This is a genomic window from Pectinatus frisingensis (assembly GCF_015732285.1).
Taxonomy (GTDB): Bacteria; Bacillota; Negativicutes; order Selenomonadales; family Selenomonadaceae; genus Pectinatus; species Pectinatus frisingensis.
This window is the reverse complement of sequence record NZ_WIQU01000065.1, coordinates 230,033-243,716: the sequence shown is the minus strand read 5'-3', so window position 1 is coordinate 243,716 and position 13,684 is coordinate 230,033. Positions and strand designations below refer to the sequence as shown.

Sequence of the window (13,684 nt, the reverse complement as noted above, 5' to 3'; positions counted from 1 at the left end):
ATCAGGGTCTTGAAGATTGGTTCTACATTATAGAACTTTAGATTCAAGTGAGGGAATGGTTATAATTACTATAGCTATTCCCTTTTATTTATTATTAAAAAAAAATAATAAAGACATATAAATAGATAGGAATGATATTAATTATGTTTAAACATGATATAGATAGTATGTTTGATACTCTTTCAGGAGAGTGGAACAAAAAGATAGCCTTTAGTCCTAAAGAGGTATCTGAGATGTTAGGAATACCAGTATCAACTATTGCTCAATATTGCAGAGAAGGAAAGCTAAAGGTGTTTAAGGTAGGTAGACATTTTAGGATAGCCAGAGCAGACCTCTATTACTTCATAGAGGATAGTAAGGATAAGTGCTTAATAATATAATATAAGCACCAATAAGCACCAACAAATAGCTAAAGTGCTTTAGTTACTACATCTATAATATAAATCCTTGTAATAAAACATGCCGTATGTCATTTTTGACATCCGGCATGTTTTATTGCTATCCTGCTGCGCAATTTATTTAAGCATACTATGTAAAAACAATTTTGTTCTTTCTTCTTTAGGATTACCAAAAAATTGTTGTGAATCACCCTGTTCAACAATACCCCCATCAGCCATAAAAATAACATTATTGGCCACATCATGGGCAAAACCCATCTCATGTGTCACAACAATCATTGTCATATGTTCCTGTGCCAGCTGACGCATTGTATTCAATACTCCAATCGTAAGCTCAGGATCAAGTGCCGATGTAGGTTCATCAAATAACATAATATCCGGTGCCATACACAATGCCCTGGCTATAGCTACACGCTGCTGCTGGCCGCCCGACAAACGGCTGGGATAAGCATCTTTTTTATCAAACAAGCTTATTTTCCGCAGCAATTCTTCAGCTACTGGCAATACCTCGGCCTTTTTCATATTCTTAACATGAACCGGGGCTTCCAGTAAATTATCAAGCACCGTCATATGTGGGAAAAGATTAAACTGCTGAAACACCATCCCCATATACCCCAAGATTTTTTTTTGAGTATCCTTATCGGCGTATACGGCTCTACCTTGTCTGCTTTGCACCAGATAATCCCCTTTTACCTGAATAGAACCGTCATCAATAGTTTCCAAATTGTTTAAACAGCGCAAAAGAGTTGATTTTCCAGAACCGGACGGACCGATAACTGCCAACACTTCACTTTTTTTAACAGTTAAATCAATACCCTTAAGCACTGGTACCCCGGCAAAACTCTTACGTATGTTTTTCATCTGTATAATAATATCATTTTCCATAAAATCATACCTCGTATTTTCCATAATGTGCTTCAAGGAGTTTAAACAACCATGTTAAAACGAATGTCATTACCAGATAAAAAACGGCCGCAATAACAAATGGTGTCATATCAAATTCACGCTGCACAATGGTTCGCGCTACACGCAATAAATCATTCATTGCCAAAATATAAATAAGTGACGTATCCTTTACTAAATTTATTGTCTCATTACTTATCGGTGGCAGGACCCGGCGGATAACCTGAGGCAGTATTATTCGCTGCATTGTCTGCGGATAACTCATACCCAAAGTCTTAGCCGCCTCATACTGACCACGATTTATCGACTGTATACCGGCGCGAAATATTTCTGCAAAGTACGCCGCATAATTTAACGTAAACGCGAACAAAGCCGCTGTCAAATCCGATAATTTTATTCCCACCATCGGCAGGGCAAAATAAACAAACAGCAGCTGCAGCATCAATGGTGTACCGCGCATTATCCATATATAAATTTCCACCAGCCTGCTGATAAGTCGTAACGGAGACAATCTAGCCAACGATATAAGCAGTCCGAGTGGTATTGATAATATTAATGTAATGGAAAATATCTGCAGGGTAGTCTGTGTACCTTCCAGCATTAACATGAATGTATTGGCAATATTATGCATTAATTTACTCCCGCCTTATATAAATTTATAACTATTGTCATGACAAGACACTCAATAATGGGTCCGTGCGATGACCCGGTGCAGCTCATCAACTTCTTCTGTGCTTAATTGGTAATTAATGCTGTCAGATGTTATTACAACAGTCTGAGCATCTGCAAGTTTATTAACTAAATCACTTGATAAGATGAATTCATACCTGGCGGCTGTCTGTACTGATGGAAAATTTCTGATTTGCCGTGAAAAAAATCGTACCGACTGATAAAAAGACTGCCCATCCACTGTGAATGTCACCGTTGATCCGTCTGTAAAAAGACATCTCCATGTATTATCATAAGCAGTAAACGCATAAAATACCGGTGTACCGTCAGCCGGAAAAATTTTCTGTATATACAAAATAACATTATCTGTCCCCGGATGAATAGCGCTGCTGACAGCATATCCGTCATGCAGTTCGTCATAATTTTGGCTGAACTGGGCAAAGACTGTGACTGGCACTGCCGCAGCTATTAAAAAAGCTATTATATTAATCTGTAAAAACAGTTTGATATTGCATCTTCCTTTCATCGTTTTGCTTTGTAGTTTTTTATTGCAATAAAGTAAAACATAAATTATAATATATATTATTACGCTTAAGGCGTTATAAAGCAAGTATTTTATAATTACATACAGGAGGCTGCCGCAAATGAAAAGAATTATCCTGTCTTGTCTGCTCATTGCTGCATCAGCATTGCTCATTGCCGGATGCGGACAAAAAAATCAACCGGTATCATCCGGTTCCGGCGACACCGGCGGAAAAATAATAGTGGGTCTGGATGACAATTACCCGCCGATGGGATTCAGAGATGAAAATAACGAAATAACCGGATTTGACGTTGATCTGGCAAAAGAAGCCGCTAAAAGACTCAATCGTGAAGTTGAATTTAAACCCATAGACTGGTCCAGCAAAGAAGCCGAACTTAAGAGCGGCCGCGTTAATGTTTTATGGAATGGTTTAGACATCACGGAAAAACGTAAAGAAAATATGTTATTCAGCGATCCTTATATGGACAATCGCCAAATAGTATTTGTAAAAAAAGATTCCGACATAAAAACCATTGATGATTTAAAGGGCAAAGTAGTCGGCACTCAAAGCGGTTCCACCGGAGAGGAAAATATTACTAAAGATCAAAACCTCAAAAACTCTTTTAAAGAAGTGAAGTCATATCCTGACTATATAGCCGCTTTTATGGATTTGGAAAATGGACGCGTAGATGCTATCATCGGTGATGAAATAACCGGAAGATATTATATGAATAAACACCCCGATAAATTTGCTGCCCGCGATATCGTCATCGGTGAAACAACGAGCTTTGGTATCGGATTCGCCAAAGACAACCAAAAATTGCGTGATGAGGTACAAAAAGTACTTGATGCAATGAAAAAAGATGGTACAATGGCCAAAATATCCGAAAAATGGTTTGGAAAAGACATTACTAAATAATCAGTAATCCTCGACTTATCCCAGTTTTGATACTTGACAACTTTTATCATTACACTCTACATGAACAAAGCCGCGAGACCGATACAAATATGTATTGGCCTCGCGGCTTTATCAAACATCAAAATATTATTTTCCCTTTTGTCCCTGCTTCTGCTTCATATAAGAAAAGCCCCATTCCTTAAGCTTTTGCTTAATAAATAATTTGGGATGCCTAAAAAACATGCCCTTTCTTGAATTTTTCATTATCTTGCGAAACTCTTCAGTTTGTTTTCGTCCGAAACAAGGTGTATCACATATATGGCAAGGCGGTTTCGTTATGCCATATGGACAACGTTGAATTTTTGTCATAGCCGTCATCAATATCGCATTGCACTTAGGACATAACGCTTTTCCGCTGGTTCCGTGATGTCCATGGCAATACACGCCAAATGCTTTTCTTATTGTTTTTCTTTCTTCTGGTACAGTATTTTTAATCGGTACCTGTTGTTTAGCGCGCTTATTAAAAAAGCGAGAAAAAATTCCCATTATAATTCCATCCTTATTACAAAATAATTGCTGCCAACTTTATTTATTGTACGTTGTATCAACTTTAAAGTCAATCCTCACCAAACAAACACTCCGAGGGTTATTTCCCTTCATTATAGAAACAATTATTGATATGGTCAGCCAAATGCCCATAATTGACAGCAAGCATTTTTTATGCTAACAATGTATAAGTACATATACTATTGTAACAAGAAAGGAAAGTGCAATAAATGATAAAACTTTCCCATATAAAAAAGATATATGAAACACCATCGGGACCTTTACAGGCGCTCAAAGATGTCAGCCTAACCATTGAAGACGGTGATATTTATGGGATTATAGGACTTTCAGGTGCAGGAAAATCCACCTTGGTTCGCTGCATTAATATGCTTGAACGCCCCACATCGGGAACTGTCGAAATTGATGGCCATGATCTGACCAAAATGAATAACCGACAATTACGCGAAATCAGAAAGAATATCGGTATGATTTTTCAGCAGTTTAACCTGCTGTCATCGGCTACAGTATATGAAAATGTGGCCTTTCCTTTAAAATTATCCGGTACCGATAATAAAATCATAGAAAAAAAAGTAACTTCATTACTCCAATTAGTCGGTCTGCAGCCAAAAGCCGGCCAATATCCTTCACAGTTATCCGGCGGGCAAAAGCAGCGCGTCGGTATTGCACGTGCACTGGCCAGTAATCCTGCCATCTTGCTGTGTGATGAAGCGACTTCGGCGCTTGATCCGCAGACAACCCAATCTATCTTAAAACTGATTCGTCGAATAAATGAACAGCTCCACCTTACCGTTGTTATAATAACACATGAAATGCAAGTCATAAAAGACATCTGCAATAAAGTTGCTGTCATCGACCACGGTGTCATTGCCGAAACCGGTAGTGTCATTAAAGTATTCACTGAACCGCAGGAAGCTATCACTCGTGAATTTATCAGCGTTTTATTGAGTGATGAACTGCCGAGTGCTTTTAGGAATCAACCCATTTCTCCTACACCGATTGAAGCCGGCTACCTGCTATTACGATTGACATTTATTGGTGAAAATGCAGATGAACCGGTAATAATGCGGCTTATAAAAGAGCATCCCGGCATTGATGTAAGTATTTTGTTCGGTGACCTTGACCAAATCCAAATGATACCTTATGGACGTATGATAATAGGTATAAAAGGGCCTCAGGCAGCTGTTACAGCTGCCAGTAAGTGGCTTGAACAACAAGACCTGAAAGCGGAGGTGATTGGCTATGTCAAGCGACATAATGATGCTGTTGATTAAATCATTAGGACAGACATTGTATATGGTCATTATATCAATGTTAATTGCTTCTGCACTGGGTATTCCCCTGGGCATTCTACTCGTTACCACAGCCAAGGAACAAATTCTGCAATGTACAACTTTCAATCGCATTCTTGCCGGAATCATTAATGCCGTTCGATCCATTCCATTTATTATCCTGATGGTAGCAATAATTCCCTTCACCCGTTTAGTTGTAGGAACATCTATTGGAACCACAGCAGCTATGGTTCCGCTCACAATCGCCGCTATTCCTTTTATCGCCCGTCAGGTAGAAAATTCCATAAAAGAAGTCCCCTATGGTTTAATTGAAGCCGCACTTTCTCTTGGTGCCACACCGGCGCAGATAATCCGCCATGTATTGCTGCCGGAAGCTTTATCCAGCATTATATCGCAGCTGACCACTGTTATTATCGGACTTATTGGTGCATCAGCCATGGCTGGTACCATCGGTGGCGGCGGCATCGGTGATTTAGCAATACGTTATGGTTATCAACGTTTTCGTCCTGATATCATGCTCATAACTGTAATAATTTTAATCATATTAGTTCAATTAGTACAATTTATTGGTAATTACATTGCATTCAGGTTAAATAAAAAATAATTGCTGTGTTATATTGTGCTTTATTTTGTTATAGTGTACAATGGATAGTAAATTACTTATAATTGAATGGAGGACTTTTTGTGAAGAAATTATTATTAATATCATCGGCACTTATCATTATGTTATTCGCTTTCACCGGCTGCGGCAGCAATAATGAACAGGCTGCCGGTTCCTCTTCCAGTGCTAAGACAGTCTTAAAAATCGGTGCTACCCCGGTTCCGCATGCCGAAATTCTGGAACAAGTGAAGGATGATCTGGCTAAAGAAGGTATTGACCTGCAAATCCAGGAATTCAATGACTATGTCCAGCCGAATATGGCGCTTAATGATAAAGAACTGGATGCAAATTTTTTCCAGCACATACCTTACTTAGAAACCTTTAATGCTGAACACAATATGGATCTTGTAAATGCCGGCGGCATCCACATCGAACCAATGGGACTTTATTCTCATAAGGTTAAAAAACTCGACGAATTAAAAAATAATGCAGAGATTGCTATTCCCAATGACCCCAGCAATGGTGGACGGGCATTATTACTTTTGCAGCAGGCAAAACTCATAACACTCAAAGACGGTGTCGGTGTAAAGGCCACTGTACAGGATATTATTGACAATCCCAAAAATCTCAAAATCAAGGAAATTGAAGCAGCTCAATTACCACGTTCACTTGATGATGTTGATGCGGCTGTCATCAATACTAATTTTGCCGTACAGGCAAATTTGGTTCCAGCCAAAGATGCTTTGGTCATTGAAGATGCATCTTCTCCATATGTCAATATAATCGCCGTTAGAAAAGGTGATGAAAACCGACCGGAAATCAAGAAACTGGTTGCAGCTCTCCAGTCAGAAAAGATCAAGAAATTCATTGAAGAAAAATACAAGGGTGCCATAGTTCCAGCCTTTTAATATTACTTTATAACTTTTATCATAAAATTACAGTAAAAACACTCTGCAAACAATAGCAGAGTGTTTTTTACTAGTTGACTTTCCCTTGTTATATCTGCACTATTCATTTAAATTCACCATCATCTGCCCAAGTTAAAAATAATATTGCCGAACAGTCAAATTAATACAAATTTAAATTGATTTTTTGCCGTTATCGTTATATATTAATTACAGTCTTAAAAAAATATCCAATTCAATAATAATAAGTACATCCATTGTGCGTAAAGAATAAGGGGAGTGTTATGAAAAGTTTCAAATTAACAAAAAAGCAGGCACTGGTATTAGCCAATAAATACCCTACACCATTCGCGGTCATTTCTACTGAGCAAGTAGAAAAAAATTATCGTTTTCTAAAAGATAACATGCCGCGTGTCCGTGTATTTTATGCTATGAAGGCCAACCCTTCACCAATCATTATCAACAAAATGACGCAATTAGGAGCCAGTTTTGATGTAGCTTCTGATGGAGAGATACAAACACTCACAGCCATGGGCATCACAGGTGAAAATATGATTTACGCCAATCCCATAAAAACGACTTCAGGTCTTAAGGCAGCTGCCGCTGCCGGAGTAAATAAATTTACATTTGATACAAAAGAAGAAATTTATAAAATGGCTGCATATGTTCCCGGAGCAAAAGTGTTGCTGCGTCTTCGCATAAAAAATGCCAAAGCACTCGTTAATTTGAACGAAAAGTTTGGCGCCGAACCGCAAGACGCTGTACAATTATTAAAAACAGCTCAACAGCAGGGACTCGATCCGATCGGATTAGCTGTTCATGTCGGCAGTCAAACATTATCAACAGAACCTTATCATGAAGCTTTTTCAATTTGCCACACAATTATGGATCGTGCAAAGGGAATCGGTCTGTCACTCAGTACCCTTGACATTGGCGGCGGACTACCCGTTCCCGCACCCGATACCTGTGTAAATTTAGAAAGCATGGTCAAAGACATAAATAAAGGCTTAACACAATTTCCTCCCGACATTGAAATCTGGGCTGAACCCGGCCGTTATATCTGTGGAACGGTAATGAACGCTGTCACGCGTGTTATCGGCAAACAAACACGTGCTGGTATTGTTTGTTACTATCTTGATGATGGTGTATATGGAACTTTTTCCGGTGTGTTCTTCGATCATTGGGAATACGAACTCAACAGTTTTAAATCTGGCAAATTGATCCCATCGACTTTTTTTGGTCCCAGCTGCGATTCTTTAGATGTCGTTGCCAAAAATTATCCGAGTCCTGATCTGCAAATAGATGATATCATTGTCGCAACTGACTGTGGTGCTTACACTTCCGCTTCAGCAACAACTTTTAACGGATTTGCTAAAGCTCCATTGTTACATTGGGAAAAGGAACGTGATGCCATAGCAGCCGAGGCTAAGCGTTCCGATACCTGCGAAGCAGTCATTTAAATCAGTGGAGGTGGTAATATCGCAAGTATAATAAATATATTCATCTTGACCGTCATATTAGCATTCCTTTATTTCACCATGTTTGACAAAACCGAAACTGGTTTTATCAGCATTCTGGTATTCGCTGCAGTATTGGCTGCGATGCTATTTACAGTCGGTAGAATATTTTTATCCCGCCGCCGGAAAAAATAGCATTTCAATTATGCCGTCTAAAATTATTTTTTGATTTTATGACGGCATTTTCCGTCAATAAGGAGCAATCATATAAAATCATGAATCAAAATACAGCCCCGCTTTTCGAAGCTTTAACCAGATACATATCTGATAAAGCTATTGCCTTCCACACCCCAGGCCACAAACAAGGCCGAGGTATTCCCCCAATAATGAAAGAAATGATAACTCCATTGGGTTTGAAAATGGATGTATCCCTCATGTCCGAACTTGACGATTTATTCGAACCAACCACTTGTATCAAAAAAGCTCAGCAGCTCGCAGCCGAACTTTATGGTGCCGATGATACGCTTTTCATGATAAACGGCACTACCGGGGCTATTCATATCATGCTGCTGGCGGCACTTTGTCCAGGGGACAAAATAATTTTGCCGCGCAATGTACATAAAAGTATCATGAGTGCGATCATATTATCCGGTACCCAGCCAATTTTTGTTGATCCTGTCATCAACAATGAACTTGGCATCGCTATGTCGGTTGAAACAAATGCCATAGAGAATGCTATTTTGAAGCATCCTGACGCCAAGGCTGTATTATTAGTTTATCCCACTTATTATGGAATTGCCTGTGACATCAAATCCATTGCGAAACTTGTCCATTCACACAAAATGTTGTTATTGGTCGATGAAGCTCACGGCCCTCATCTGAAGTTCTCCAGACAGCTCCCTATACAGTCACTCGATGCCGGTGCCGATATTTCGGCCCAGAGCACTCATAAAATCCTGACCTCACTTACCCAGACCTCTTTACTGCATGTACGCTATACTCGGATAAAACCAGAACGCGTCAAACTGGCCAATGCCCTGATACAATCTACCAGTCCAAACTATATTCTTCTGGCTTCATTGGATGCAGCCAGAAAACAAATGGCACAAAATGGTCCGGCTCTCCTTGACGCTGCTATCGAACTCTCCCAGTCCCTGCGACAGGAAATAAATAAAATTGCCGGATTATATTGTTTTGGAATCGATTTAACAGGAACACCCGGCTGTTTTGCCCTCGATTACACAAAGATTACCGTAAACGTGAAAAATCTTGGCATTTCCGGTTATGAGGCTGAGCGTATTTTACGTTTTACCTATAAAATACAATGCGAACTTGCCGACATGTACAATGTCTTATTCATTATCTCCTTGGCTGATCATGCAAAAGAAACGACAAAACTTCTTTTCTCACTGCAAAACTTGGCAAAAAACTTTGCCAAACACTCGGAAAAAAGCACAACAATAAACACACCACCAGCTACACCACCGGCCAGACTCTCCCCCCGTACCGCCGCCTTCGCCGAATATGAAACCATTGCTTTCATCAATAGCCAAAAACGTATCTGCGCCGAAACGATAACTTTTTATCCACCGGGTATACCTTTGATTTATCCAGGTGAGGTCATCTCCAATGATTTAATCAAATATGTAAAAGCTCAACAAACTGCCGGCGCAAAAATTGTCGGACCGGCGGATGCACACTTAAATACGATAAGGGTGATAAAATGAAGGGAAAACTGATAACAATAGAAGCGGGCGACGGCTCCGGTAAAGCCACACAAACGACCCTTTTATATGAACGCCTCTCAAATGAAAGCAAAAATGTCTATAAATTTGCTTATCCTGATTATAATAGTGAATCTTCCTCACTGGTAAAAATGTATCTTCGGGGTGACTTCGGCCAATCCGCAGATGATGTCAATGCTTATGCAGCATCGACATTTTTTGCTGTCGACCGTTATGCTTCTTATCGCATGTATTGGAAAAAATTATATGAAAACGGAGCTGCTATTCTGGTTGATCGTTACACCACTTCCAATATGGTCCACCAAGCTGTAAAAATATCTGATCCCGACAAACGCCAAGACTTTCTCGATTGGCTGTGTGATTTGGAGTTTATTAAAATGGGGCTGCCTGAACCAGATCTGGTGATCTTTCTTGATATGCCGCCACAGTTGAGTAACCAGTTACTCAGCCAGCGTACACCTGCAGTAAATAAGCGTGATATCCATGAACGCGACAGCCGGTATCTTTATCACTGCTATAATGTCTATAAGCAAATGGCAAAAAAATATCATTGGCAGACAGTAACTTGTACTGAAAATAATACTCTGCGCACGGTAGACTCTATCCATCAAGATGTATATCAATTGACTAAAAAATTCATTTACTGAATTGTATCGCCAACTTTATTTCTCTGTCAAAAGGCAGCAAGATTAATATGCGCTCCTTTTGTGTTGAAAATTATATCTTTTTATATTATAATTTAAATATGTATCAGTTGTTTTCTACTAAAGCGATGGTCTGTTTTTGGCAAACATAATTTGTTGGAGGGCAGATTACGTAAATATATATTCTATATTAATCATTCAATAATAAATATTTGTATTATATTAGGGTAAAGTCAAGTAGTGGGCTGATTGTTGCTTGGGCTATGTGGACACCTGTATCTTTGTGATATAGGTGTTTTTTTTATTAAACACATAATAAGTTTAAATAATGGAGAAATAAATTAAAATGAATTAATCGCTTTGCGCAGCAACCAGCTATAATTTTGTGCCCAAATCACATTATGCGAAATTATGGCTATAAAAACAATAAAGGAGCAATATTGTGGTAAAAAAAAAATCATTACTTGCAATCTATTCAATCAATTACAAAACATCAACTCAAATTACTGGATGATGTCTGTGAAGCTTACAAATTTCCCAAACTGGCCCAGATAAAATATTTGATGGTAAATCGACAGGTGGAACTTGTCGTCTATGTCAATTATTTAACAAAATGGGAACAAATTTTACTGAAACAGGAAAAAAATTACAGCCAGCTTAACTACTATCATCCATTATTTCTGGATTTTATGGAAAAATGTATTGTTCCCCAAAAAGAAAAAGCCTATGAATCCAAAGTACATTTTTACCATCTCTTTCAACCTTATAATAAACCCACTTTATCTTACAGTATAGGTTTAACCGTATACAAAGAAAACATCTTTAAATACATCTCCAGCAGGCGTGGCAATACTGACGATGCCATAGCTGCCGATATATCAAAATATTACCGCGAGCAAAATCTGCGCGGTCCTGAATGGGTAACTGTTGTCAGTCTTGATCCGGCCTTTATTGCTGTCATAATCAGCGGTGTATCCTCTCCTTTTTGGAAAAGATATCAGGGATTATCCGTCGATACACGGCATTTTTTCAAAGAAGCTACCTGCCAATTATCAAGGGAAGCTGTAATACACTCTTTCAATAATCATAATATTTTACAGGGTGATATCTTATTTTTAGATTTTAATTGGCACAAAGACACTATTTTTATTGTTGCTGTGCGCAATAAAAATGACTGGCAAAAAATATTATATACATGAATAGAACTATTATTTCAAATCTGCTATAAAGGGAGCGATTCATTTGTATTGGCTAAAAAATCTAAAAGTAGGCACCAAAATCAGTTTATTAATCATCGTATCAATTATCATTTTAATTATCGTAGGTGGAACAGGCTACTATTTTTTACGCTCTGCCAATAAATCTTTGGATGATATGTATAATAACAAATTGACCGCCGTTCAGCTGGTCAATGACGGTCGAATACAAAATCGCCAAATAGAATCTGATATATATGCATTGCTGGCAGTAAAAGATATGGCCCGCAAAAAACAATTTTTCGAAGAAATAGGTAAAAATGCCGCTGCTTTTGACAAGGATTCAAAAACATTTACTGCTTTACCCATGTCTGAACACGAAAAAGCTAACTATCAAAAAATAACCGATGAATTAGCCGCTTATAGACAAGTCAGAAACCAGGTAGTTACTCTGGCTATGAATGGCGATGAAACTGCTGCTCTCAATCTATTTATGGAAAAAGGTAAACCTTTGTCAGATAAATTTTCCAATGATCTACTTGATTTTTCCGTTGAAATCAAGCAATCAGCTGATAATATGAATACCCGCAGCAAACAACAATCCACCACTGTCACTGCACTATTTATTGGTATTATTTTATTTGCAATCATCCTCACTGTTTTTTCCGGTTGGTTAATAATAAAACAAATTACTTCCAGACTAAAAGATTTCATTCATTACCTGACCATATTAGCTGACGGTGATTTTTCCCAGGATATCAGCCACAAAAGTCTCACTGATAAAAGTGAATTTGGCGACGTATCCAGGGCTGTGGACAAAATGAAAACTAATGTCAAATTATTGATCAAAAATCTATCAGAGGTTGCTGAACAACTTGCCGCTTCATCAGAAGAACTTACAGCTAACGCAGAAGAATCGGCGCAAGCCTCTGATCAAATTGCCGGGACAGTTGCTAAAGTGGCAGCAGGATCAGAAAAACAATTAGAAGCTTCCGATAATGCTGCTAATATGGTAGAACAAATTTCTACTGCGATTAACCAGGTGGCCGCCAATACCGAAATTGTGGCAAATTCTGCTGAAGATACGGCGACAGCAGCTAATAATGGTGAATCATCAATAAAACAAACCGTGACACAAATGAACACCATAGAAACAAAGACAAATGCTACCGCTGCTGTCATGGCCGATTTAGAAGAAAAATCTAAACAAATCAGCCAAATTGTCGATGTAATTTCTGCCATATCAGGTCAAACCAATCTTTTAGCCCTAAATGCCGCAATAGAATCCGCCAGAGCCGGTGAAGCCGGCAGAGGTTTTGCCGTTGTTGCAGAAGAAATAAGAAGACTTGCTGAACAATCACAGGATGCAGCCAAACAGATTACTGATCTCATCAATGAAATACAAACCAAAACTAATAATGCCGTAAGTTACATGAATGACAATAAAGCAGAAGTCAGCCGCGGTACCGAAATCGTTTCAGGCGCCGGGGACAGCTTCGGCAAAATATTGACAATGGTCCGTAATATGACCAGTCAAATTCACGAGATATCAGCTGCTGTGGAAGAAATAACCAGCGGCACACAGGATGTAGTAACCGCAGTAGAGAGCATTGATAACGAAGTGCAAAAAACATCTGAACACGCTCAAACTATTTCAGCATCCGCCCAGGAACAATCTTCGTCAGTTGAGGAAATAGCCACTGCCAGTGAACATTTAGCAAAAATGGCAGAAAAACTTGAACAATCCATCCATGTTTTTAAAGTTTAACTGATTTATTTGATTTATATAAAAGGCCCGGATTTATTATAAAATAAATCCGGGCCTTTTATATAAATCAATGTCAAAATTCTTTCCCCCGTCATAATCATTACATCTATTTCATACCGCA

Annotated in this window: 14 protein-coding genes; 10 read left to right on the top strand and 4 right to left on the bottom strand. The window is 38.7% G+C overall.

The genetic code is table 11. The features are described from left to right. Positions 1 to 143 precede the first annotated feature (143 nt). Entirely contained in the window at positions 144 to 380 is a 237-nt protein-coding gene (locus I6751_RS12865) for a helix-turn-helix domain-containing protein (protein WP_196599111.1), read from the top strand. Positions 381 to 515: 135 nt separating this feature from the next. Here I6751_RS12865 and I6751_RS12860 read toward each other — a convergent pair whose 3' ends face one another. Genes I6751_RS12860 through I6751_RS12850 form a run of 3 tightly spaced genes read right to left on the bottom strand, consistent with a single transcriptional unit; the run spans position 516 to position 2,496 of the window. Next, on the bottom strand, positions 516 to 1,283 hold the full coding sequence (locus tag I6751_RS12860; protein ID WP_330998213.1) for an amino acid ABC transporter ATP-binding protein: 768 nt from the start codon (positions 1,281 to 1,283) through the stop codon (positions 516 to 518). A gap of 4 nt (positions 1,284 to 1,287) precedes the next feature. Then, entirely contained in the window at positions 1,288 to 1,932 is a 645-nt protein-coding gene (locus tag I6751_RS12855) for an amino acid ABC transporter permease (protein WP_196590807.1), read from the bottom strand. A gap of 51 nt (positions 1,933 to 1,983) precedes the next feature. Further along, a complete protein-coding gene (locus I6751_RS12850; protein ID WP_196590808.1) occupies positions 1,984 to 2,496 on the bottom strand; it encodes a hypothetical protein in 513 nt (170 codons plus the stop codon). Positions 2,497 to 2,614: 118 nt separating this feature from the next. On the opposite strand from I6751_RS12850, the gene I6751_RS12845 reads away from it, so the two are divergent. Then, on the top strand, positions 2,615 to 3,412 hold the full coding sequence (locus I6751_RS12845) for an amino acid ABC transporter substrate-binding protein (RefSeq protein WP_196590809.1): 798 nt from the start codon (positions 2,615 to 2,617) through the stop codon (positions 3,410 to 3,412). A 126-nt stretch (positions 3,413 to 3,538) separates the two neighbouring features. Here I6751_RS12845 and I6751_RS12840 read toward each other — a convergent pair whose 3' ends face one another. Next, positions 3,539 to 3,937, bottom strand: a complete 399-nt coding sequence (locus I6751_RS12840) for a nitrous oxide-stimulated promoter family protein (protein WP_182187156.1) — start codon at positions 3,935 to 3,937, stop codon at positions 3,539 to 3,541. 230 nt (positions 3,938 to 4,167) lie between these two features. Between I6751_RS12840 and I6751_RS12835 the strand changes: the two genes are divergently transcribed. The 8 genes from I6751_RS12835 to I6751_RS12800 all read left to right on the top strand — a co-directional run bounded on the left by I6751_RS12835 (position 4,168) and on the right by I6751_RS12800 (position 13,563). Beyond that, positions 4,168 to 5,229, top strand: a complete 1,062-nt coding sequence (locus I6751_RS12835; protein ID WP_196590810.1) for a methionine ABC transporter ATP-binding protein — start codon at positions 4,168 to 4,170, stop codon at positions 5,227 to 5,229. After that, positions 5,198 to 5,851, top strand: a complete 654-nt coding sequence (locus tag I6751_RS12830; protein WP_182187159.1) for a methionine ABC transporter permease — start codon at positions 5,198 to 5,200, stop codon at positions 5,849 to 5,851. The genes I6751_RS12835 and I6751_RS12830 overlap by 32 nt, the downstream gene beginning before the upstream one ends. A gap of 80 nt (positions 5,852 to 5,931) precedes the next feature. Continuing rightward, on the top strand, positions 5,932 to 6,756 hold the full coding sequence (locus I6751_RS12825; RefSeq protein WP_196590811.1) for a MetQ/NlpA family ABC transporter substrate-binding protein: 825 nt from the start codon (positions 5,932 to 5,934) through the stop codon (positions 6,754 to 6,756). A gap of 281 nt (positions 6,757 to 7,037) precedes the next feature. Further along, complete coding sequence (locus I6751_RS12820) at positions 7,038 to 8,213, top strand: type III PLP-dependent enzyme (protein WP_182187163.1); 1,176 nt, start codon at positions 7,038 to 7,040, stop codon at positions 8,211 to 8,213. A 272-nt stretch (positions 8,214 to 8,485) separates the two neighbouring features. Then, positions 8,486 to 9,937, top strand: coding sequence for an aminotransferase class I/II-fold pyridoxal phosphate-dependent enzyme (locus I6751_RS12815; protein WP_196590813.1), 1,452 nt, complete (start codon positions 8,486 to 8,488; stop codon positions 9,935 to 9,937). After that, positions 9,934 to 10,602 (top strand): dTMP kinase, encoded by a 669-nt coding sequence (locus tag I6751_RS12810; RefSeq protein WP_196590814.1) that lies wholly within the window; start codon positions 9,934 to 9,936, stop codon positions 10,600 to 10,602. Before I6751_RS12815 ends, I6751_RS12810 begins: the two co-directional genes overlap by 4 nt. Positions 10,603 to 11,063: 461 nt before the next feature. Next, on the top strand, positions 11,064 to 11,798 hold the full coding sequence (locus I6751_RS12805) for a hypothetical protein (RefSeq protein WP_182187168.1): 735 nt from the start codon (positions 11,064 to 11,066) through the stop codon (positions 11,796 to 11,798). A gap of 43 nt (positions 11,799 to 11,841) precedes the next feature. Beyond that, the gene (locus I6751_RS12800; RefSeq protein ID WP_196590815.1) at positions 11,842 to 13,563 is read left to right on the top strand and encodes a methyl-accepting chemotaxis protein; all 1,722 of its coding nucleotides are present in this window, start codon (positions 11,842 to 11,844) and stop codon (positions 13,561 to 13,563) included. Positions 13,564 to 13,684 lie beyond the last annotated feature (121 nt).